At 60.6% G+C, this 23163-nt stretch carries 17 protein-coding genes; 8 read left to right on the top strand and 9 right to left on the bottom strand.

Translation table 11 applies throughout. The features are described 5' to 3' along the window. Window positions 1-65 precede the first annotated feature (65 nt). Entirely contained in the window at window positions 66-434 is a 369-nt protein-coding gene (locus ACSSVH_RS22530; protein WP_169951085.1) for a PilZ domain-containing protein, read from the bottom strand. A gap of 174 nt (window positions 435-608) precedes the next feature. On the opposite strand from ACSSVH_RS22530, the gene ACSSVH_RS22525 reads away from it, so the two are divergent. The 3 genes from ACSSVH_RS22525 (at window position 609) to yjiA (ending at window position 4026) form a co-directional block, all read left to right on the top strand. Further along, window positions 609-2675 carry a carbon starvation CstA family protein gene (locus ACSSVH_RS22525; protein WP_169951082.1) on the top strand — a complete coding sequence of 689 codons (2067 nt, stop codon included), beginning with the start codon at window positions 609-611 and terminating at the stop codon, window positions 2673-2675. A 15-nt stretch (window positions 2676-2690) separates the two neighbouring features. Beyond that, window positions 2691-2888 carry a YbdD/YjiX family protein gene (locus ACSSVH_RS22520; RefSeq protein ID WP_029292120.1) on the top strand — a complete coding sequence of 66 codons (198 nt, stop codon included), beginning with the start codon at window positions 2691-2693 and terminating at the stop codon, window positions 2886-2888. A gap of 178 nt (window positions 2889-3066) precedes the next feature. Then, entirely contained in the window at window positions 3067-4026 is a 960-nt protein-coding gene (yjiA, locus tag ACSSVH_RS22515) for a GTPase (protein WP_170041700.1), read from the top strand. 176 nt (window positions 4027-4202) lie between these two features. On the opposite strand, the gene glyA is transcribed toward yjiA, so the two are convergent. The 3 genes from glyA to ACSSVH_RS22500 all read right to left on the bottom strand — a co-directional run bounded on the left by glyA (window position 4203) and on the right by ACSSVH_RS22500 (window position 10259). Beyond that, window positions 4203-5456 (bottom strand): serine hydroxymethyltransferase, encoded by a 1254-nt coding sequence (glyA, locus tag ACSSVH_RS22510; protein ID WP_038443507.1) that lies wholly within the window; start codon window positions 5454-5456, stop codon window positions 4203-4205. A gap of 224 nt (window positions 5457-5680) precedes the next feature. Then, complete coding sequence (locus tag ACSSVH_RS22505) at window positions 5681-9532, bottom strand: bifunctional diguanylate cyclase/phosphodiesterase (protein ID WP_170041701.1); 3852 nt, start codon at window positions 9530-9532, stop codon at window positions 5681-5683. A 118-nt stretch (window positions 9533-9650) separates the two neighbouring features. Then, window positions 9651-10259: a LysE family translocator gene (locus ACSSVH_RS22500; protein WP_169951076.1), complete on the bottom strand. Its 609-nt coding sequence runs from the start codon at window positions 10257-10259 to the stop codon at window positions 9651-9653. A gap of 251 nt (window positions 10260-10510) precedes the next feature. Between ACSSVH_RS22500 and ettA the strand changes: the two genes are divergently transcribed. Both ettA and gdhA read left to right on the top strand, forming a co-directional pair. Beyond that, window positions 10511-12175, top strand: a complete 1665-nt coding sequence (ettA, locus tag ACSSVH_RS22495) for an energy-dependent translational throttle protein EttA (RefSeq protein ID WP_029292090.1) — start codon at window positions 10511-10513, stop codon at window positions 12173-12175. A 347-nt stretch (window positions 12176-12522) separates the two neighbouring features. Further along, window positions 12523-13860 carry an NADP-specific glutamate dehydrogenase gene (gene gdhA, locus ACSSVH_RS22490; RefSeq protein ID WP_169951074.1) on the top strand — a complete coding sequence of 446 codons (1338 nt, stop codon included), beginning with the start codon at window positions 12523-12525 and terminating at the stop codon, window positions 13858-13860. A 150-nt stretch (window positions 13861-14010) separates the two neighbouring features. On the opposite strand, the gene ACSSVH_RS22485 is transcribed toward gdhA, so the two are convergent. The 4 genes from ACSSVH_RS22485 to ACSSVH_RS22470 form a co-directional block, all read right to left on the bottom strand. Beyond that, window positions 14011-14367, bottom strand: a complete 357-nt coding sequence (locus ACSSVH_RS22485) for a hypothetical protein (protein ID WP_170041704.1) — start codon at window positions 14365-14367, stop codon at window positions 14011-14013. 114 nt (window positions 14368-14481) lie between these two features. Then, a complete protein-coding gene (locus ACSSVH_RS22480) occupies window positions 14482-14784 on the bottom strand; it encodes a chorismate mutase (RefSeq protein WP_172312263.1) in 303 nt (100 codons plus the stop codon). 159 nt (window positions 14785-14943) lie between these two features. Continuing rightward, entirely contained in the window at window positions 14944-16797 is a 1854-nt protein-coding gene (locus ACSSVH_RS22475) for an Lnb N-terminal periplasmic domain-containing protein (RefSeq protein WP_492633754.1), read from the bottom strand. 94 nt (window positions 16798-16891) lie between these two features. Further along, window positions 16892-17380, bottom strand: a complete 489-nt coding sequence (locus ACSSVH_RS22470; protein WP_029292080.1) for a DUF3015 domain-containing protein — start codon at window positions 17378-17380, stop codon at window positions 16892-16894. Window positions 17381-17645: 265 nt separating this feature from the next. Between ACSSVH_RS22470 and ACSSVH_RS22465 the strand changes: the two genes are divergently transcribed. After that, window positions 17646-20084 carry a Lon protease family protein gene (locus ACSSVH_RS22465; RefSeq protein ID WP_169951066.1) on the top strand — a complete coding sequence of 813 codons (2439 nt, stop codon included), beginning with the start codon at window positions 17646-17648 and terminating at the stop codon, window positions 20082-20084. Window positions 20085-20339: 255 nt separating this feature from the next. Beyond that, entirely contained in the window at window positions 20340-20660 is a 321-nt protein-coding gene (locus ACSSVH_RS22460; protein ID WP_169951064.1) for a PA4575 family protein, read from the top strand. Between the two features lie 26 nt (window positions 20661-20686). On the opposite strand, the gene ACSSVH_RS22455 is transcribed toward ACSSVH_RS22460, so the two are convergent. Next, window positions 20687-22510, bottom strand: coding sequence for a hypothetical protein (locus ACSSVH_RS22455; RefSeq protein ID WP_492633753.1), 1824 nt, complete (start codon window positions 22508-22510; stop codon window positions 20687-20689). A 164-nt stretch (window positions 22511-22674) separates the two neighbouring features. Between ACSSVH_RS22455 and ACSSVH_RS22450 the strand changes: the two genes are divergently transcribed. After that, window positions 22675-23163: a TIGR00645 family protein gene (locus ACSSVH_RS22450; RefSeq protein ID WP_057441112.1), complete on the top strand. Its 489-nt coding sequence runs from the start codon at window positions 22675-22677 to the stop codon at window positions 23161-23163.

Raw genomic sequence — 23163 nt, 5'->3', positions numbered from 1 at the left:
CCCGCAACACCACAACGCCCTGTGGGAGCGGGCAAGCCTGCTCCCACATTGATGTGTGCACATCGTCAGATGTTGAGCAGCTCGCCCAGCTCCCGATGCAGCTCCTCCTCATCCCCCAGATTGAGCTCGATCAACCTGCGCAAATGGCTGATCGAGTCCAGATCGATATGCTCGCAGACAAACCCCAGTTGCCCCTGGTCGTCATGGCTCAGCCGCACTTGCATGCGCACGTCCGTGTCGGCGTCCAGGTGAATGTCCACATCAAAGGGCTCGTCACCCTTGCCCAGCCACGGCGCAGGCTTTTGCACCAGCAAGCCCTTGAGCGATAAATCCACCAGTTGCACCGGCCATTGCTGGCCGTTCTGCTTGAGTTCGGTCTTGGCATCGAAGGCAATCCGCCGAAAACGGCGGCGATCTGACGGCTGGTCGCTCATGGTGAAACCCTCTGTAGATACAGGGATTGTAGCCTTGCGCCATTATTGGGCGTTTATTTCGCTTTTTTTTCGCCCCGGCAAGGCTCTAGACCAACGTAGGGGGCTGGTCTTTAGGGCACAGCGCGCTAAACTCGGACTGGCTGTCTTTCTGTCCAACCTGGCTGGAATATAAAAATGAAAAATAATAATAGCCTGCTACGCCATCTACCCTGGCTGTTGCTGGCAATCGTAGGAGCGTGCGCCCTGGGCGTAGTGGCTTTGCGTCGCGGCGAGGCGATCAACGCCTTGTGGATTGTAGTCGCGGCAGTCGCCATTTATCTGGTGGCTTATCGTTACTACAGCCTGTTCATCGCAAATAATGTGATGCAACTCGATCCACGGCGGGCCACCCCCGCAGTGATCAACAACGACGGTCTGGACTATGTGCCGACCAACAAACACATTCTGTTCGGTCACCACTTCGCGGCCATCGCGGGTGCGGGACCTCTGGTCGGCCCGGTATTGGCGGCGCAGATGGGTTACCTGCCGGGTACGCTATGGCTGATTGCCGGCGTGGTGCTGGCGGGGGCCGTGCAGGATTTCATGATCCTGTTCCTGTCCACCCGTCGCAACGGCCGTTCCCTGGGGGACATGGTCCGCGAAGAGATGGGCCGCATTCCCGGGACCATCGCGCTGTTTGGCTGCTTTTTGATCATGATCATCATCCTCGCGGTGTTGTCGCTGATCGTGGTCAAGGCCCTGGCCGAAAGCCCGTGGGGCATCTTCACGGTGATGGCGACCATCCCGATCGCGATGTTCATGGGCGTCTACATGCGTTACATCCGCCCGGGCCGCATCGGCGAGATCTCGATCATTGGCGTGCTGTTGCTGCTGGGCTCGATCTGGCTGGGCGGGCAGATTGCTGCTGATCCGGTATGGGCCAAGGCCTTCACCTTTACCGGGATCCAGATCACCTGGATGCTGGTCGGCTACGGATTCGTGGCTGCGGTATTGCCGGTGTGGCTGATCCTGGCCCCGCGTGACTACCTGTCTACATTCCTGAAAATCGGCACCATCATTGCCCTGGCAATCGGCATCCTGGTCACCATGCCCGACCTGAAAATGCCGGCGCTGACCCAGTTTGTCGATGGCACCGGTCCGGTCTGGAAGGGCGGCCTGTTCCCGTTCCTGTTCATCACCATCGCCTGTGGCGCGGTATCGGGTTTCCACGCACTGATTTCCTCGGGCACCACGCCCAAGCTGTTGGCCAATGAAGCCCACTCGCGCTACATCGGTTATGGCGGCATGTTGATGGAGTCGTTCGTCGCCATCATGGCCATGGTTGCCGCGTCGGTGATCGAGCCAGGCGTTTACTTCGCCATGAACAGCCCTGCGGCGATTGTCGGCACCGATGTGGTGACTGTTGCGCAAACCGTCAGCAGTTGGGGGTTTGCAATTACCCCGGAAGCGCTGCAAGCGGTGGCCAATGACATCGGTGAAACCACCATCCTGGCCCGTGCCGGCGGTGCGCCGACCCTGGCGGTCGGCATCGCGCAGATCCTGCACAGCGTGCTGCCGGGTGAAAACACCATGGCGTTCTGGTACCACTTTGCGATCTTGTTCGAAGCGCTGTTCATCCTGACCGCCGTTGACGCCGGGACCCGTGCCGGGCGCTTCATGCTCCAGGATCTGCTCGGCTCCTTCGTCCCGGCGCTCAAGCGTACCGAGTCGTGGACTGCCAACCTGATCGCCACCGCCGGCTGCGTGGCGATGTGGGGCTACTTGCTGTACCAGGGCGTGATCGACCCGCTGGGTGGCATCAACACCTTGTGGCCACTGTTCGGCATCTCCAACCAGATGCTGGCCGGTATCGCGCTGATGCTCGCCACGGTTGTGCTGATCAAAATGAAACGCCAGCGCTACATTTGGGTAACCATGCTGCCGGCTGTCTGGCTGCTGATCTGCACCGTGACCGCCGGCCTGATCAAGCTGTTCGACGCTAACCCGGCGATCGGCTTCCTGTCGTTGGCGAAAAAATACAGCGATGCGTTGGCCAACGGGCAGATCCTGGCCCCGGCGAAGAGCATCGACCAGATGCAGCACGTGATCTGGAATGCCTACACCAACGCCACGCTGACGGTATTGTTCCTGTTCGTGGTCTTCAGCATCCTGTTCTATGCGATCAAAGTCGGCGTGGCCGCCTGGGGTACCAAGGAACGTACGGATAAAGAAGCACCATTCCAAGCCATGCCGGACGCGTGATAGAGGGTTGCAAACATGTTCAATGACATTGGTCGCCTCGGTAAATACCTCGGTCAGGCAGCCCGCCTGATGGTCGGCATGCCCGACTACGACACCTACGTCGAGCATATGCAAACCAAGCACCCGGACAAGCCGATGATGGACTACAAGGCGTTCTTCCGGGAACGCCAGGAAGCCCGTTACGGCGGCAAGGGCGGGCCCAAGTGCTGTTGAACCCATAGGCTTGGGCCTATGTGATCCCCTGTGGGAGCGGGCTTGTGTGGGAGCGGGCTTGCTCGCGATAGCATCACCTCGGTATACCAGGTAGACCGAGTTGCCTGCATCGCGAGCAAGCCCGCTCCCACACAGGCCCGCTCCCACATTTGTTTTGTGTTTCCTCAAGGAGAATATTTTGTCCTCTCCCATCCCCGTCACCGTCCTCAGCGGCTTCCTCGGCGCTGGCAAGACCACCTTGCTGCGCCACCTGCTCAAGGCCGAGCACGGCTTGAAAATCGCCGTGATCGAAAACGAATTCAGTGACGCCGGCATCGACACCCAGCTGTTGGGTGATGAACCGGTCCAAGTCATGACCCTGTCCAACGGTTGCGTGTGCTGCACCATCCACACCGACCTGACCAAGGCCCTGTACCTGCTGCTCGAACGCCTGGACAGCGGCGAAATCGCCTTCGACCGCCTGGTGATCGAATGCACCGGCCTGGCCGACCCGGCGCCGGTGGCCCAGACCTTTTTTATCGATGAAGAACTGCGCGAGCGCTATCTTCTCGACGGCATCATCACCCTGGTGGACGCGGCCCACGCCGAGCACCATCTGACCCAGACCATCGCCCAGGCGCAGATCGGCTTTGCCGACCGCCTGCTGGTGAGCAAGCGCGACCTGGTCGACGACGCCAGCTTCGAGGCCCTCAGCCAGCGCCTGAGCCGAATCAACCGTCGCGCGCCGATCCGTGTGGTGGAACATGGCAAGATCGACTTGGCTGAACTGCTGGATGTGCGCGGCTTCAACCTCAACGCAGGCATGACCTTGCGCCCGATCAGCCAGGCGCCGTCCATCGACCGCATTTCCAGCCTGGTACTGCGCACCGACCAGCCGCTGGATATCGACCGCCTCAGCGAGTTCATGAACGAGTTGCTGGAAGAGCACGGCAAACAACTGCTGCGCTACAAGGGCGTGCTGAACATCGCCGGTGAAGATCGACGCATGGTGTTCCAGGGCGTGCTCAAGCTCTACGGGTTCGATTGGGACACCGAATGGGCCGAAGGCGAGCCGCGGGAAAGCGTGATTGTGTTTATTGCCGATGAGTTACCGCAAGAGAAGATTCGCGCGGGCTTTGCGCGGGTCTACCAACCCTGACTTGAAACGCGACCAGTGTAGGAGCTGGCTTGCCTGCGATAGCGGTAGACCAGTCAATGATGAGTTGGCAGACCCACTGCTATCGCAGGCAAGCCCGCTCCCACATGTTGACCGCGTTCCAACAGGCATAAAAAAGCCCGGCTCAAGAGCCGGGCTTTTTATTCAAGCGCCTGCAATCAAGCGCCGTATACCGGCAGCTTCTTGCAGATGGCCTTGACCTTCTCACGGACCGCGTCAATCACGGCTTCGTTGGAAAGGTCAGCCAGGATGTCGCAGATCCAGCCAGCCAGTTCCTTGCACTCTGCTTCCTTGAAGCCACGAGTGGTCACAGCCGGGGTGCCGAAGCGCAGGCCCGAGGTGACGAACGGCGAACGTGGATCGTTCGGTACCGAGTTCTTGTTCACGGTGATGAAGGCTTTGCCCAGGGCAGCGTCAGCATCTTTACCGGAGATGTCCTGCTTGATCAGCGACAGCAGGAACAGGTGGTTCTCAGTACCGCCGGACACCACGTCAAAACCGCGCTCGATGAACACACTGGCCATGGCCTGGGCATTCTTCACCACTTGTTGCTGGTAAGTCTTGAACTCAGGCTGCAACGCTTCCTTGAAGCAGATCGCTTTAGCAGCGATCACGTGCTCCAGCGGGCCACCTTGGGCGCCCGGGAAGACGGCGGAGTTGAGCTTCTTCTCGATATCGGCGTTGGCACGAGCCAGGATCAGGCCGCCACGTGGACCGCGCAGGGTCTTGTGGGTGGTGGTGGTCACCACGTCAGCGTAAGGCACCGGGTTCGGGTAGACGCCAGCGGCGACCAGACCGGCCACGTGGGCCATGTCGACGAACAGGTAGGCGCCAACCTTGTCAGCGATCTCACGGAAGCGTGGGAAGTCGAGGATCTGCGAGTAGGCAGAGAACCCGGCCACGATCATTTTTGGCTTGTGCTCGACCGCCAGGCGCTCGACTTCGTCGTAGTCGATCAGGCCGTTGCCGTCGATGCCGTACTGCACAGCGTTGTACAGCTTGCCGGAGGAGGAAACGCTGGCGCCGTGGGTCAGGTGACCGCCGTGGGCCAGGCTCATGCCCAGGATGGTGTCGCCGCCTTGCAGCAGGGCCAGGTAAACGGCCGCGTTGGCTTGGGAGCCGGCGTGTGGCTGGACGTTGGCGTAATCGGCGCCGAACAGTTCCTTGGCACGGTCGATGGCCAGTTGCTCGACGATATCGACGAATTCGCAACCGCCGTAGTAACGCTTGCCCGGATAACCTTCGGCGTACTTGTTGGTCAGAACCGAACCTTGAGCCTCCATCACCGCAGGGCTGGTGTAGTTTTCCGAAGCGATCAGCTCAATGTGCTCTTCCTGGCGCACAGCTTCTTGCTCCATGGCGGCAAAGAGATCGGCGTCGTACTTGGCAATAGTCAAATCACGGCTGAACATGGCGGTCCTCAAGGATCGGGGGCAGAAAAGAGGGGCATTCTAACCCAATGGGTTTTAGATGGCATATGAAAGGACATCATGTCGCGGACAAGTGGCGTTCATCCAGAGATGGATGGCGTATTTGATGGCCCCTTCGCGAGCAAGCCCGCTCCCACATGGGAGCGCATTTCAACTGTGGGAGCGGGCTTGCCCGCGATGAGGCCATCTGCACCGCCACATGATTTTCAGTCGAACATGAACAGGGCGTCGTTACAGAACTGCGCCTCAAACCGATTGGCCGGCATCGGTCGCCCAAACAGATAACCCTGCACCTCGTCACAGCCATGCTCGCGCAGGAAGTCCAGTTGCTCATGGGTTTCCACGCCCTCGGCGATCACCGCCAGGTTCAGGCTGTGGGCCATGGCAATGATTGCCCGGGCGATTTGCGCGTCCTGCTCGCCGGAGGGCAGGCCGTCGACGAACGTGCGGTCGATCTTCAGCACGTCGATGGGGAATTGCTTGAGGTAGTTGAGCGATGAGTAGCCGGTGCCGAAGTCGTCCACGGCGATGCTCAGGCCGAGGTTTTTCAGGCTGGCAAGGATCTGCAGGGCCTCGTTGACTTCGCGCATCAGGATACTTTCGGTCAGCTCCAGCTCCAGGCACGCCGGCGGCAGGCCGGTTTCCTTGAGGATGGTGGCGATCCGCGTGCCCAACTGCCCGTCGGAGAACTGCCGCGCCGAGATGTTCACCGAGACTTTGGGCACCCGCACCTTGTTCTGGTGCCAGGTCTTGAGTTGGCGGCATGCCTCGTCGATTACCCAGTCGCCCACGTCCACCACCAGGCCCAATTCTTCCAGCACCGGGATGAAATCCCCCGGCGGCACCAAGCCACGGCGCGGGTGACGCCAGCGCAGCAGGGCTTCGGCGCCGGTCAAACGTTTGCCATCGCCACTGAACTGCGGCTGGTAATAGAGCACGAATTCGTTCTGGTCCAGGGCATGACGCAGGTCGCTCTCCAACTCCAGGCGCTCCAGGGCGCTGGCGTTCATGTCGGCCTGGTAGAACTGGAAGTTGTTCTTGCCGCGCTCCTTGGCGTGGTACATCGCGGTGTCGGCGTTTTTCATCAGTTGGCTCAGTTCGTTGCCGTCCTGAGGGCTCAGGGCGATGCCGATACTGGCGGTGACAAAAAACTCGCGGCCCTCCAGCACAAACGGCTTCACCAGGCTGGCGAGGATCTGCTCGGCCACGTGGATCGCGCGGTTCAACGCCATCTCGCGACTGACCCGGGGTTGCAGGAGCAAGGTGAACTCGTCACCGCCCATGCGCGCCACGGTATCGTCCTCGGCCACACAGCCGAGCAGGCGGGTCGCCATTTCCTTGAGCATGCGATCGCCCGCGGCATGACCCAGGGAGTCGTTGATCGGTTTGAAGCGGTCGAGGTCGAGGAACATCAGCACCACCCACGACTTCTGCCGCTCCGCCGATTGCAACGCGGTGTGCAGGCGGTCCTGGAACAGCGTGCGGTTGGGCAGGTGGGTCAGGGCGTCGTAGTAGGCCAGGCGGTGGATGCGTTGTTCGCTGGCCTTGCGCTCGCTGATGTCGCTGAAAAAACACACGTAGCTGGCCAGGTCGCCCTCGTCATCGAGCACGGCGGTAATGCCGACCCAGGCCGGGTAATGCTCGCCGCTGCGGCGCTTGAGCCACACTTCACCTTCCCAGGTGCTGTGCTGGTGCAACTGCTTGAGCACATAGCGCAGGTGGGCTTCCTGCTGTTCGTCGACGGTGAGCATGTTCGGCAATTGGTCGAGCACATCGGCCACGGCATAGCCGCTGACCCGGCTGAAGGCTTCGTTGGCCTGCACGATATAGCCGGCGGGGTCGGTGATCAGGATCGCCGAGGTGGAGTGTTCGAATACCGTGGCCGCCATGCGCAGGTCTTTTTCGGCGCGGCGTTGCTGGCTGATATCGCGGCCCACGCCGAGGATGCCTTCGAACGCGCCGTGCTCGTCCCACACCAGCACCAGGCGCAGTTCGATCGGCACCTTGCGCCCATCGGCCCGCAGGCAATCGAACAGGAACAGTTGGGTCTGCACGTCATCGCGCAGCAAGGCCAGGGCTTCGGGCTGGTCCAGGGCGCGGCTGACCCGTTCCACAAGGGTGTAGATGCCGGTCAGTTGCTGTGGGTTGGCGATGGTCGATTGCCAGCCGTTCTTGAAGATCCAGTCGACTTCATAGCCCAGCACCGCATTCACCGACGGGCTGACGTAGTTGAGGGCCAGTTTGCTGTCGGTGGAGAAAATCACGTCGCTGATGCTTTCGGCCAGCATGCGGTAGCGCTGTTCGCTGTCGCGCAGGGATTCGCTGGCTTCGATCTGGTCGGTAATGTCCTTGGCCACGCCAATGATCCGCGTGACCTGGTCGGTCTTGTCCCGGGCCAGGGCCTGTTCGCGGATCTCGAAGCGCCGCCACTGATTGTTGCGGTGCCGAAAGCGCAACTGGCATTGCAACTGCGCCAGGTACCCGGCGGCGCGTTGCTGCTGGCGCAGGTCGTGGTAGTGCTCGGCGTCTTCGGGGTGCAGCAGGATCTCCCAGAAATACTCGCCCATCTGCTGCAGTTCGTGTTTGTTGTAGCCCAGGGTGTGGCCCAGGTGGTGGTTGCTGAAGATCATGCGCTGGCTGATCACATCCTGCACATACAGGTGATCCGGCACGGTGCGCACCACGTCCGACCAGAACGCCTCGCGCTCCACCAGCGACAGCTCCACCAGTTTGCGGCTGGTGATATCGCTGATGCTGAGGATCACCGCCTTATAGTCGTGCTGTTCTTCCGGCAGGCGCATCACCAGCCACAGGTACTGGTCGTTGCCTTCGATGTCGCTGAGTTGAATCTCCAACTCCAGCTGTTTCTGCTGGGTCAGCACTGCCTCAAGCACTGCGTAGCCAATGGCGCTGGTGTCCAGCGGGCAACCGTCGATCAAACGTTCCCACGCCTGTTCGCAGGACGCCACATTCAGTAGGCGCACCGCGACCTGGTTGACCTCGGTGATGCGCAGCTCCTTGAGCAGTTGCTGGCGTTGCTCGGGGCTGTTTTGCAGCCAATCCTGCAGTTGTTCGCGGGTGTGCAACTGGGCCTTGTCGAAGAAGCCGCGCAGGCCCGACAGGTCGAGCACGCACAAGGCCACGCCGGTACCTTCGAAAATATCCTGGTAGCGGCGCCGGCCTTCATTGACCTGGCGCTGGCGGCGCCGCATGTTCAGCAGCACCAGCACCGGGATCAGCGAAAAGGCCAGGCCCAGCAGGCACTTGCCGATAAACGCCGGCAGCAGTTGCTCCAGCACGGCGGCGCGATCAAACAGCCCGCGCAGTTGCCAGTCGCTTTTGCTCAAGGGCGTGACCAGCACGGTCTTGTTCAGCTCTTCCGGGGTCAGCCCGGCCGACCACTGGCTGGGCATGCCGCTGTCACGACTGACCACCCGGTGGTTCAACTGGTTTTCAATCGCCCACATCGGCCGTGGCCCCTGGCCGTCCTGGCGCGTCAGGTTGGCCAGGTAATTGGGGGCCAGGCGCAACGCCCAGTACATTTTGGCGCCGCCGCTGGGTTGGTGCAGCAGCAGGTAGATGATGGAGCCGTCGCTGTTATTGCTCAGGTAATAGGACTGGGCGTGGCTGCGCTTGACCAGCTCTTCAAGCCAGGCGCTATCCTGGCTGTTGTCGGCGGTATCACTGATGATCGCGCCGCTGGGGGCAAGCAGGGCGACGCTGCGCAGTTCCGGCAACGAGCGCTGCAGGCTGCGCATCAGGGCCTGGTGCTGTTCTTCATTGCGTGGAGGTTCGACGATCGGCAGCAGGTTGAGGGCGATTTGCGCGCTCAGGGCCATGTTCAGGCTGATCTGTTCGGCCAGGTCGGCGCTGTAGTCGATGGTGTATTGCTGCTGGTTCTTCTGGTTCTGCTGCAATTGGTCCAGCAACTGCCAGAACAATAACGCGAGCAGCAACAGGACCAGCGTCGCCAGCGCGCCCTTGAGGGTTCCGTGCAGGGGGGCGCCGGGCGCAATATGCGCTGCGCGCAAGGGGCTTGGCTTTGTTACGTTGGTCAAGCTGTGATCCTGCGGTTTGGCTGTACTGGCGCGCGACGTGCACTATAAGCCGGACGCCCGGAGGGCGGCTAGCATGCCTTGAGTTGTGGCAAAGTGCCAGCCCCGCCTGGCGGGACTATCAGGCCGGGCCGGTACTGATCAGGGCATCCGCCAGTCTGAATAGAATCGCCAGTGCAAAGCAACTGATAACCACAGAAGATGTGCGGTTTATGTTCTGCGGGGTCAGCCAGGCATGTCCGCTGCGTTTGAGGCGTGCGCCGAACAGCACCCAGGCGCACCCTACGGGGATCACCACCGCCGTGAATTGCATAGCGAACTGCCCGTACAAGGCCATGTCGGCAAAGGTCTGCACCGGCACGATGAACGAAACCACCAGCAAACCCTTCGGGTTGATCAGCGTCAGTAAAAAGAAATGCCACCTCGACACCCGCTCTCCGGGCAATGGGGGCAGATCGGCGGCGGGCTCGCGCCACAGGCTGTACGAGGTCTTGACCAGGTAACAGATCGAGACGAACTGCATCACCTTCAAACACCACGGCGCATTGGCCCCCATATGGCTGAGGACGTAGCCCCAAAAAGCAATCTGCAGCAGGTAAGCCAGGCACTCCAACAGGCTCAGGGTCCAGGCCCGCCTGAAACCCGAGAGCACGCCTGCGCGCAGTAACAGGGTATTGGTCGGTCCCGGCATCAATAGCAACAACCCCAGCGCAGACATGACACTAAGCATGGAAGCTGTCTTGCGCGACTGTCCGAGGGTAAGGCGTGATCCTGCATGTATGTGCCATGTGTCTTCTTCTAGGGAGGGGTTGCCGGGTATTGTGTTACATCTGGCCCGCTGCAGGAAAAAGCGCGGCTCAAAAGCGCCTGTCAATCTGCCCGCCGCCGCCGACTTAGGTTAACCTTGATCATTCGATGTGCTACGTACAGCGCCATGACGCTACGCAGGCCCTGTTCTCATCTTTTTACGAGGTCCACATTTTGGCTCAATACGTTTTCACCATGCATCGGTTGGGCAAAGTTGTTCCACCGAAGCGGGAAATCCTGAAAAACATTTCGCTGTCCTTCTTCCCGGGCGCCAAGATTGGCGTACTCGGCCTCAACGGTTCGGGTAAGTCCACGCTGCTGAAAATCATGGCTGGCGTCGATACCGAGTTCGAAGGCGAAGCCCGCCCGATGCCTGAACTGAACATCGGCTACCTGCCGCAAGAGCCGATCCTGGACCCGTCCAAGACCGTGCGTGAAGTGGTCGAGGAAGCCGTCAGCGTGATCAAGGACGCCCAGGCCCGCCTGGACGAGGTCTACGCCGCCTACGCCGAGCCGGATGCCGACTTCGACAAACTGGCTGCCGAACAGGCCAAGCTCGAAGCCATCCTGCAGGCTGGCGACGGTCACAACCTGGAGCGCCAGCTGGAAGTCGCCGCCGATGCGCTGCGCCTGCCGGCCTGGGACGCCAAGGTCGAGCACCTGTCTGGTGGTGAAAAACGCCGCGTGGCCCTGTGCCGCCTGCTGCTGTCGGCCCCCGACATGCTACTGCTCGACGAACCGACCAACCACTTGGACGCCGATTCCGTGGCCTGGCTGGAGCACTTCCTCCATGACTTCCCGGGCACCGTGGTCGCGATCACGCACGACCGGTACTTCCTGGACAACGTCGCCGGCTGGATCCTGGAGCTCGACCGTGGCGCCGGTATCCCTTACGAGGGCAACTACTCCGGTTGGCTGGAAGCCAAGTCCGACCGTCTGGCCGCTGAATCCAAGCAGCAGTCGGCCCATGAAAAGGCCATGAAGGACGAACTGGAGTGGGTGCGCAAAGGCGCCAAGGCCCGTCAGTCGAAATCCAAGGCCCGTCTGCAACGCTTCGAGGAAATGCAGTCCCAGGAATTCCAGAAGCGCAGCGAGACCAACGAAATCTACATCCCGGCCGGCCCGCGCCTGGGTGACAAGGTCATCGAATTCAAGAACGTCTGCAAAGGCTATGGCGATCGCGTGCTGATCGACAACCTGTCCTTCTCCATGCCTAAAGGCGCCATCGTCGGCGTGATCGGCGGTAACGGTGCGGGTAAATCCACGCTGTTCCGTATGCTGATGGGCAAGGAACAACCGGATTCGGGCACCATCGAAGTCGGCGAAACCGTGCAGTTGGCTTGCGTGGACCAGAGCCGCGAAGACCTCGACGGCAGCAAGACCGTGTTCCAGCAGATCTCCGACGGTTCCGACCAGATCCGTATCGGCAACTATGAAATCCCGTCGCGCACCTACGTTGGCCGCTTCAACTTCAAGGGCGGCGACCAGCAGAAGTTCGTCAAGGACCTGTCCGGTGGTGAGCGCGGTCGCTTGCACCTGGCCCTGACCCTCAAAGAAGGCGGCAACGTGTTGCTGCTCGACGAACCGTCCAACGACCTCGACGTGGAAACCCTGCGTTCCCTGGAAGAAGCCCTGCTGGACTTCCCGGGCGCCGCGATTGTGATCTCTCACGATCGGTGGTTCCTTGACCGTGTGGCGACGCACATCCTGGCGTACGAAGACGATTCGCAAGCGGTGTTCTTTGAAGGCAACTACACCGAATACGAAGCCGATCGCAAGAAGCGCCTGGGCGAAGCGGCTGCCCAGCCGCATCGTGTACGGCACAAAAAACTCGCCTGATTCGGGTTGGTTTGAACAAAACGGAGCCTTCGGGCTCCGTTTTTTTTGGCGCAATTGAGAGGGACCGAGGTGACTTCATCGCAGGCAAGCCAGCTCCCACATTTGACCGTGTCGTAGCAGAGGTACTCGATCTAATGTGGGAGCTGGCTTGCCTGCGATCGCGGTCTATCTATTGGTGCGCCCCTTGAACTGAAATCCCTGTTTTGGGGCAAAAAAGCGCGTGTATTTATATCTATCGCACCATTTAAATTCACAAAAGCGACATTTTGCCCTGTCGCGGTGCGACATGAATTGATAAAGTCCTGGGCAAATCGCCATTAACGACAATAAATCTGCCGAGACTTTTCATGATCGAATCCGTCGAATCCTTCCTTGCCCGCCTCAAAAAACGCGACCCGGACCAGCCGGAATTCCACCAGGCTGTGGAAGAAGTCCTACGCAGTCTGTGGCCCTTTCTTGAAGCCAATCCCCACTACCTGACCTCGGGCATCCTGGAGCGCATCTGCGAGCCGGAACGCGCCATTACCTTCCGGGTATCGTGGGTCGATGACCAGGGCAAGGTCCAGGTCAACCGCGGCTTCCGTATCCAGATGAACAGCGCCATCGGCCCCTATAAAGGCGGCCTGCGCTTCCACCCGTCGGTCAACCTGGGGGTGCTGAAATTCCTCGCCTTCGAGCAGACCTTCAAGAACTCCTTGACCTCGCTGCCGATGGGCGGCGGCAAGGGCGGCTCGGACTTTGATCCCAAGGGCAAGAGCGACGCTGAAGTCATGCGTTTCTGCCAGTCGTTCATGAGTGAGTTGTACCGCCATATCGGCGCGGACGTGGACGTACCGGCTGGCGATATCGGCGTGGGCGCCCGGGAAATCGGCTTCCTATTTGGCCAGTACAAGCGCCTGAGCAACCAATTTACCTCGGTGCTTACCGGCAAGGGCATGAGCTACGGCGGCAGCCTGATCCGCCCGGAAGCCACCGGCTTTGGTTGCGTGTACTTTGCCGAGGAGATGCTCAAGCGCCAGGGCCAGCGCGTCGAAGGCAAGCGCGTGGCGGTTTCCGGTTCCGGCAACGTCGCGCAATACGCAGCGCGCAAGGTCATGGACCTGGGCGGCAAGGTGATTTCCCTGTCCGACTCCGAAGGCACCTTGTACTGCGAAAGCGGTTTGACCGACGAGCAATGGTCGGCGCTGCTGGAGCTGAAAAACGTACGGCGCGGGCGCATCAGCGAACTGGCCGCGCGTTTTGGCCTGGAGTTTTGCGCCGGCAAGACCCCATGGGAGCTGGCGTGCGACATCGCCCTGCCATGCGCGACCCAGAACGAACTGGACGCCGAAGCCGCCCGCACCCTGCTGCGCAACGGCTGCATCTGCGTGGCCGAAGGCGCCAACATGCCGACCACCCTCGAGGCTGTGGATATCTTTATCGAAGCGGGCATTCTGTTTGCCCCGGGCAAAGCCTCCAATGCTGGCGGCGTGGCGGTGAGTGGCCTGGAAATGTCGCAAAACGCCATGCGCCTGCTGTGGACCGCCGGTGAAGTGGACAGCAAACTGCACAACATCATGCAGTCGATCCACCATGCCTGCGTGCACTACGGTGAGGAGAATGGCCGGGTCAACTACGTGAAGGGCGCGAACATCGCAGGCTTTGTGAAAGTGGCGGATGCGATGCTGGCGCAGGGCATCGTCTAAACCGCGAGCTGAGCGACACCGATGATCAATTGTGGGAGCTGTCGAGCCGCAGCGAGGCTGCGATAACGGTAGGTCAGCACAGGTTTACTGCCTGGCCCAGCGCAATCATAGCTTCGCTGGGGCTCGTCAACTCTCACATTCGCTCTGGTGTTACTGGCTGCGATAAGCCCGTGCGGCGTCGCGGTCCTTCTCCTGCTGCCAGGCGCGTTCGCGCTCGTCCCAATGGCGCTCGCGGTAGTCATTCTGGTCCTCGCTCTCGCGCATGGCCTTGCACTGGCGAAAGCCGTCCTCCCAGCCTTCGGCGTACGCCTGGTCTTTCAAATAGCGTGGGACGTTCTTGCGAAACTCCCCAGTAATCACCCCGGCCGCCTGGCGCCCGCTGCTGCAGCCATCGTCAAAACCGTCGGCGAAGGGCGGTGGATAACCCTTGGCCAGTAACTCATCGTGGGTGGATTGGCAGCCTGAAAGCGCCATCACTACACCCAACATCACAGCGAACCGCCACATCTCATACTCCCAGGCCGTTGAGCGGCTGATAAGGGAAGTCTAGAAGGGGATTCGTCGGGGCGATGTGAAAACGGGGTGAGCAATTTGTTTGGGCGGCTCACTCGCCACAGGGGCTTAGGCGGTGGGTTGCGCGAGCGCAGCGTGTTCGGCCAGTTCTTGCTGGATGAATGCGCCAATCATCGCGCGGTACACCTGCTCCGTGACGTCGGGGTTGGCGCCGAGGGTTTGCGCTAAATCACGAACCTTGTGGATCACTTGTTCGACCCTCTGGGGTGCCTTGACCCCTTCGCTGTCTTTTTTGAAGCGGGCGGCCTGGGACACGAAGCTGCCGCGTTCGGCCAGCAGGGCGACGATCTGGCGGTCAAGGCGGTCGATGTTTTCCCGGACGTGTTCAAGGCTGGTGCAGGTAACGGCCATGTCGTAAGAGCTCCTTAGGGTGTGGGATAAACGCGGGCCAAATGTGGGAGCGGGCTTGCTCGCGATGGCGGTGGATCAGTCATATCCACAGCGACTGACACACCCCTATCGCGGGCAAGCCCGCTCCCACACTGGATCTTCAATAGGCGTTGGGGCCGGTCAGTAGTGATACCACTTCAGCTCAAGCATCACCTCGTTAACCGGCGTCGCCAGGTGGCTGAACTCCCGTTGCGCACTCAGGCGCACGCCGAGGTTGCGTGATACTTCCCACTGCTGATTCAGGCTGATACTACGTCGTACCTCGCCATTGGTGAAGAAGTCGCCCTTGGCCTCCAGGCTCAGGTTGCCTAGCGGGTTTTTCCACAGCAGCCCGGTGTTGAAGCCGGCAGCGGGGGAGATGAATTCGCTGAAGTCGTTGTTATGTTCCACGCGCACGGTGCCCAGGGCAAAGCCGAGCATGTCGTCGTGCAGTTGCCAGGTGCCGCCGGCGCCGCCGTTGACGTGGCTGACGAGGGTTTCGTCGTCATGTTTGCCCGGTACCCGCTCCAGGCCGCCGGTGACTTGCCAGGACAGCGGTTGCAGCAGCTCATTGCGCGGAGTCAGGGAGCGGATGGTCGCCAGGTCCACTTGTTGCAGTTGCCAGTTGTTGCCTTCGTACTGGCGCAGTTTCATCTGCAGGATTTCGATCTGCGCGCCCAGGGGGAAGCCTTCGGCGTTGTCGTTGAGGTCGTGGTAGGCCATGCGCAGGCCGTATTCGCCGAAGGCTTTGTCGCCACGGGTGCCGATACCTGCTTGCCAGGTGCGCGATTCATGGCCGTTTTCCGGCAGGCCGGGGCGCTCGATCTGTAGGTCCGGCGCCGGGTTCTGGTTGATTGCCCGCAGCAACTCGAAACTGCGCTGGGAGCGTTCGCTGTCGCGCTCAAGGCCGTTGGCGCGGTAGCGGCCCAGGCGGTAGGCCGCGTCGATGATCAGGGCCTGGCGGTCTTTGCCAAGGGCCATGAACGTTGGATCTTGCAATTGTTTTTGGTCATCGCTGATCTTTAGCACCCATTGCTGCTCGTCACTGTCCAGGGGCTTGGCGCGCTCCAGCAACTCACGTTCGCGGGACGGGCGATAATCGATTTTCTCCACCAGGCCCGCGTCCTTCACCGCTTTTACGGTGTCGGTGGGAATGGCGGTGAGCGGGAACTGTTCGGTCAGGCGCAGGCCGGGGCGGGCCACTTGCAGCAATTCCAGCAGGCGGTACGAGCAGTTTTCATCGAAGAAGAAGTAGTCGAACTGGATTTGCTTGAGCTCCCACACGTGCTCGACCATGCGCTCGGTTTCGACCTGGGTCAGGTTCAGGCGGTATTCCCACAGGTCGCGGTTCTCCAGGCTACGGTATTCCGAGAGCTTTTCCTGGTAGGGCACCAGGGCGAACAGGCCGGGATAACCGCCCATCAGGCCTTTCCAGGCGTAGAGGATGCTGTTGTCCGAGCCTTCAATGTAGGCGCCGAAGTTGATCGCGTAGCTGAGCAAGGCGGTCTTGTTGCTTTGCACATCAGCCTGGTCGATGCGCAGCAAGGTATGGCCGAACATCGACGATGGGCTGTTGAGATAGGCCGCCGGGAAGATCATCACCGCGCTGTGGGGCGCGACGTCCTTGAACCATTGCTTGAACTCGACGCAGTCCACGGCGGGCAGGTCAGTCAGGTGCAACTGGTCCTTGAGCCAGCGGGTGCGGGCCGGGTACACGCATTGGGCATGTTTTTCGCCGAGGCTGGCCGGGGCGTACAGTGCGTCTACGGTGGCCTTGAGTTCGGCGTCCGGGTGGTGGGCGCCGTCTTTGGCGAGGAAGAATTTCTGGTCGCTGACATAGCTGCGCCAGCCTTTGAGCTTGCCGGCTTCGTAGTGCCCCAATGAAAGCCAGAATGGATCATTGGCCAATTGCTGCAAACGTTGATCATCAAGGTGCGGCGCCGCAGATAGCGGGGCGCAGGCGAAGAGTGCCAGGCAGGCAAGGCGTTTGAGCATAGGGGCAACTTAAGTCGGAATAAATAAAGACCCGGGAAAGGGGCAGGTCCAAAAAATAAAACCCGCGCCGGGTAAGGGCGCGGGCAGGTCGAGCTTAAGCCTGGGTGGCGTATTTCGCCAGGCGGGCGTCGCCCTTGAGAACAGCGATGGTGTTGGAGTGCACGTCTTCTGCGGTCACGTCAGCCTTGCTGAAGATCTGCTGGAAGTGTTCGTGAGTCACAGCGGCGAAGTGATCACGATCTTCTGGAGCAACGCCCAGGACCACGGCATAGGTGGTCAGTGCTTCGCCATTGCCTTTGGCCATGTCTTCGGACAGCTCGTTCATCATGCCATTCATGGCAATCCACGATTTGCCGCCGTAAGTCAGCGCGCTGTTGGTGCTGCAACCGTTGGTGCCCGAGGTCATGCCGAAGGTGGCGTTACCGGAGGTGCCGTTGGTGGTGGAAGCGAGGAAGTGAGCCGGCGTGCCGCGCTGGCCTTCGAACAGCATGTTGCCCCAACCGCAGTTAGGGCCACCTGGCGCTTCGGCCATTGCATTGAGGGAGACAACGGTGAAGAGAGTACCGAGAAGGATCCGTTTCATAGCTTTGTTCTCTTAGTGTGCAAACCAATGGACAAGGGTTCAGGCGCCGCAAAGCACCCTAGGGGCCAGTTATTAGTCCAACCCGCGCAGTTTGGAGTTTAGGCATGTTCCAAGGGTTCCGTGCTTTTTTGTAAAACAATCAATGCAGACTGGTTTTTTTGCAGGCCGCATCCCGTGTCTATGCTTTACCTCAGTCGTGCCTTGCCAGCCAGCTACGCACGGCGCCAGAATGCCGCCATTGCCCCGCCTGATGTAAGGAAGCCCGATGCCTGATCCTGTTGCTGCCAGCTTGCGTCTAGCGCCCGAAGCGCTGACCCGTCCTTTCTCCGCTGAACAGTTCAGCTTCTCGACCACCAATGACTTGGAGCCCTTTCGCGGTGTGCTTGGCCAGGAACGCGCGGTTGAAGCGTTGCAGTTCGGTGTGGCCATGCCACGCCCCGGTTACAACGTATTTGTCATGGGCGAGCCCGGTACCGGCCGCTTTTCGTTCGTCAAACGCTACCTCAAGGCCGAAGGCAAGCGCCTGCAGACCCCGGCGGACTGGGTCTACGTCAATAACTTCGACGAGCCCCGCGAGCCCCGCGCCCTGGAATTGCCTGCGGGCGGCGCGGCCCCGTTCATCGCAGATATCAGTGGCCTGATCGACAACCTGGTCGCCACCTTCCCGGCAGTGTTCGAGCACCCTACGTATCAACAGCGCAAAAGCGCGATCGACCGCGCCTTCAACCAGCGCTACGACCGCGCCCTGGATGTGATCGAGCGCCTGGCCCTGGAAAAGGACGTGGCGCTGTACCGTGACAGCAGCAATATCGCCTTTACCCCGATGCTCGATGGCAAGGCCCTGGACGAGGCCGAGTTCTCGCAACTGCCGGAAGCCGACCGTGAGCGTTTCCACACGGATATTTCCGAGCTCGAAGAGCGCCTCAACGAAGAACTCGCCAGCCTGCCGCAGTGGAAGCGCGAGTCCAACAACCAGATGCGCCAGTTCAACGAAGAGACCATCACCCTGGCCTTGCAGCCATTGCTGGCACCGTTGTCCGAGAAGTACGCCGAGAACGCCGGCGTCTGCGGCTACCTGCAGGCGATGCAGGTCTATCTGCTCAAGACCGTGGTCGAACTGCTGGTGGATGACGCCAAAACCGACGCCCAGGCGCGCAAGTTGCTGGAAGAGCAGTACTGCCCGAGCCTGGTGGTGGGCCATCCGCTCAATGGCGGCGCGCCGGTGGTGTTCGAACCGCACCCGACCTACGACAACCTGTTTGGCCGTATCGAGTACAGCACCGACCAGGGCGCGCTCTACACCACCTACCGGCAACTGCGTCCGGGGGCGTTGCATCGTGCCAACGGCGGTTTCCTGATCCTCGAAGCCGAGAAAATGCTCAGCGAGCCGTTTGTCTGGGACGCGCTCAAGCGCGCGCTGCAGTCGCGCAAGTTGAAGATGGAGTCGCCTCTGGGCGAGTTGGGCCGCCTGGCCACCGTGACCCTCAACCCGCAAGTGATCCCGTTGCAGGTCAAGGTCATCATCATCGGCGCCCGCTCGCTGTACTACACCCTGCAAGACCTGGATCCGGACTTCCAGGAGATGTTCCGGGTGCTGGTGGATTTCGATGAAGACATCCCGATGGTCGATGAAAGCCTGGAGCAGTTCGCCCAGTTGCTGAAAACCCGCACCTCGGAAGAAGGCATGGCGCCGCTGACCTCGGATGCGGTGGCACGCCTGGCGACCTATAGCGCACGGCTGGCGGAGCACCAGGGACGTTTGTCGGCGCGCATCGGCGACCTGTTCCAGCTGGTCAGCGAGGCGGACTTCATCCGCCACCTGGCGGGTGATGAACGCACCGACGCCGGGCACATCGAGCGCGCGTTGAAGGCCAAGGCCACGCGCACCGGCCGGGTCTCGGCGCGGATCCTCGACGACATGCTCGCCGGGGTGATCCTGATCGACACCGCCGGCGCGGCAGTGGGCAAATGCAACGGGCTGACGGTGCTGGAGGTCGGTGATTCGGCGTTCGGTGTGCCGGCGCGCATTTCTGCCACGGTGTACCCGGGCGGCAGTGGCATTGTCGATATCGAGCGTGAGGTCAACCTCGGCCAGCCGATCCACTCCAAGGGCGTGATGATCCTCACCGGTTACCTGGGCAGCCGTTATGCCCAGGAATTTCCCCTGGCGATCTCTGCGAGCATTGCCCTGGAGCAATCCTACGGTTATGTCGACGGCGACAGCGCCTCGTTGGGCGAGGCCTGTACGTTGATTTCGGCGCTGTCGAAGACCCCGCTCAAGCAGTGCTTTGCCATTACTGGCTCAATCAACCAGTTCGGTGAAGTGCAGGCGGTGGGCGGGGTCAACGAGAAGATCGAAGGCTTCTTCCGCCTGTGCGAGGCCCGTGGCTTGACGGGCGAGCAGGGCGCGATCATTCCCCAGGCCAACGTCGCGACGCTGATGCTCGACGAGAAGGTCTTGCAGGCGGTAAGGCAAGGGCAGTTCCACGTGTATGCCGTGCGCCAGGCCGACGAGGCGTTGAGCCTGTTGGTGGGCGAGCCTGCCGGCGAGCCGGATGCCGAAGGGCAATTCCCCGAGGGTAGCGTCAACGCGCGCGTGGTTGAACGTCTGCGGGCGATTGCCGAGATGATCAGCGAGGAAGACCTCAAGGAAGCGGAAAAGGAGCTGGCGCAGCAGGCGTTGGTCGAAGCCAAGCCCAGCTGATGCGGGATCACCCATTGGAGCCGGCTTGCCGGCGATGGCGCTCGATGTATCGCTATCGCCGGCAAGTCGGGTCCGAGCGGGGAAAGCGCCATATTTTTGGCTGGGTTGTGGGGAGCTGATGGCCGTTGGTCCCTACAATCTTGGTTTGTAGCGGTTTTCTTCTATTCTCAGCTCAAGGGATATCTACAGGAGTCATGGGATAGAGACGGCCTTGTGTCTGGAGGCTGAACACCGGATCTACCGAGGGTCGCCGCCATGCCGCGCAGCCTTTGCCTCACCCGCCAGTGCCTGGGCCTGGTCACCCGAATTGAATGTTCCATTCGTCCTCTTGCGGGGGATGCCGGGATGTGGACGTTGCTGTTTGCCGCCGGAATGACAGGTGAGCAGCCCTCGACCATCAAGTCCCAGGGGCCGTTCCATGGCCCGTTCGTCGCGGAAAACATTCTTGAATCCATCGTGCAAAGCCTGACCCTGCACGGCTACGAACTGGCCGACGACCCGCAGATCTGGTGCCTGCACTTGCAGGCCCACCTGCGCCAGCTCAATGGCGGACGGCCCCAGGCCCTGCACCTGTAAACCGCAACCACTGTAGGAGCCGGCTCTTACAATTTGCTCTCGGGCTTGTCCAGCTTGACCTCAAAACCGTATTGCACGGTGTTCAACGCCGTGCGCTGGTAGGTTTCAAGCGCGGTCGGCTGGCCATAAAAGTAATGCACATCAAACAGCGCGGTGCCGTATTCCGCAGCGCGGTGGCTGACGCCGAGGATTTCCTTCAAGTACTTGCCACTGGCGTCCTTGGCAAAGAAGCGCCAGCTATCGGAAGGGAAGAGCGCCTGGTCGACAATCAGCGCGTTGTCCTGGATCGACAGGCCCTTGGGCAGTTGGGCGGTGTTGACGGTGTTCTTTTCGATGGTGGCCAGGAACAGCGGGATCGATCCCACGGCAAATGCCGGGGTTTCCGGGAATAAATTAAGGTCGTAGGTGATGGTGGCGCGCCATGGGTCGACCTCAAAGGCCTCGGTGGGCAGCTCGATGGGCTCGCCGCGCTTGCCTTGATCATTTGCGGTGAAGAACGTCAGCGGGGCGTCGTTGCTGGTGCGAGTCGAGCCGATCAGGTCGTCATTGAAGGTGAAGGGATGGTCAAAGGCGATGTGGGCGGCGCTGGCGTCGTCCACCGACTGGCTGATGGTGACGCTGCTTTTCAACTGGTCTTCGGAGAGGCTGGCACTTTGGAGCCAGCCTGCGGCCTCATCGTCATACACCGTGACGGGCATGGGCAGGCCCTGCACGGTTTTCTCCAGACTGTTCTTGTCGAAGCGCCGTATCGGCAGTTCCAGGTCCTTGCGGGTGACTGTAGCGTCGGAGAAATCCAGCACGCTGACTTGCAGGCTATCGATCGCCCCGTTGAAGTAGACCTTGGCGTAGTGGCTGGCCTGCTTTTGTTCGAAGGTTTTCTGCTCGTCTTGCAACTGCTTTTCAAAGGCCTCGGACCAGGTTGTCTGCTTGCGCATCTGCGCCAGTTGCTGCTCGTAGAACGCCACCTGGGCGGCGCTTTCATTGATCGAACCGGCACGGGAAAGAAATTGCCCGGTGGTGTCCCGGGCCTGGACCAGCAGCGGGTTGGGCGACTCATCCGCCACTTGTGGCGCCAGGGGGCTGGTGTTGGTCAGTTCGATCTCGGCGTAGTTGTTCTTCAGGGCCAGCAGGGTCAGCGTGATGTTTGCCTCGGTGCGCTTGTGGCCCACGTCTTTGCGGGTCAGGTCGAAGGTCAGCACTTTGCTGGGTGCAATCACCTCGACCCGGCCCTTGAGGGTGACGGGTTGGGGCTGGCTCTTGTTGTCCGTCTCGATGCCTTCGATAAAGGGATAGGTGACGGTCAGGTCGTCCGGGTTGGTCAGGTTGGAGCTGCTGGGGCTCAACTGGATGCCGGGGTCGGTTTCCGACCATTCCGGCTGGAACGGGATGATCTTGTTGTTGCTCAAGGTCACCGATTGCCATTCCAGGCCATGGGGAAACGGGAATTGGTCCGGCATATTGAAACTGAACGGGAACACCGGTTGCAGATCGGTCAGGTAGTCCGAATGCGAGTTCTTGCGTAGGACGAACAGCCCGTTGATGTAGGTATCCACCAGAGCTTGCGGGGTAGGGTAGTGCGCAAGCACGGCCAGGCTGTTTTCCCCGTACTCGGTCTCCACTGGCTTGGTGTCGAGCTTGATGCGCGCCCGCTCCAGCAATAGCAGCGAGCCGCCCAGCTCGCCCACGGCCTCCTTGAGGCGCGGATCCTGGATCGTATCCAGGGATTGTTCGAACTGGGTGGTTTTTTCTTCCAGAGAAGCTTGCTTGTGCTCGTCGCTGGGGGAGCAGCCGCTGGCCGCCAGTAATGCCACACATAGGCCAAGACTGGCCAAGGGAGATCGCACATCCATTATTTGAGATTCCTGTCCGGCAGCATCTAGCCACGTTGATGAGGCCGACACTAGCAGAAAAATTGTCTTACAGAAGCGCTACAGGTCAGTTTCCGGGTGGTTATGGCGCAATGTGCGCGGCTGATATACTCGCCGCCATTTCTAGCCAAGCTGTGTGAGATTCCATGGAACGCTTTATCGAAAATGCAATGTACGCCTCCCGCTGGCTGCTGGCGCCGATCTATTTCGGCTTGTCCCTCGGGCTGCTGGCGTTGGCGCTGAAATTCTTCCAGGAAGTGATCCATCTGCTGCCCAATGTCTTTGCGATGGCCGAGTCGGAGCTGATCCTGGTGCTGCTGTCGTTGATCGACATGGCCCTGGTGGGTGGCTTGTTGGTGATGGTGATGATTTCCGGCTATGAGAACTTTGTCTCGCAACTGGATATCGACGACAACAAGGAAAAGCTCAACTGGCTGGGCACCATGGACTCTTCGTCGCTGAAGATGAAGGTGGCGGCGTCCATCGTGGCGATTTCCTCGATCCACCTGCTGCGGATCTTCATGGATGCCAAGAATGTCGATCCACAGCACCTGATGTGGTACGTGATCATTCACATGACCTTCGTGATCTCGGCGTTTGCCATGGGCTACCTGGATAAACTGACCAAGCATTGA

The organism is Pseudomonas sp. HC1(2025) (assembly GCF_058742075.1).
This window is presented reverse-complemented; position numbering and strand designations above follow the sequence as displayed.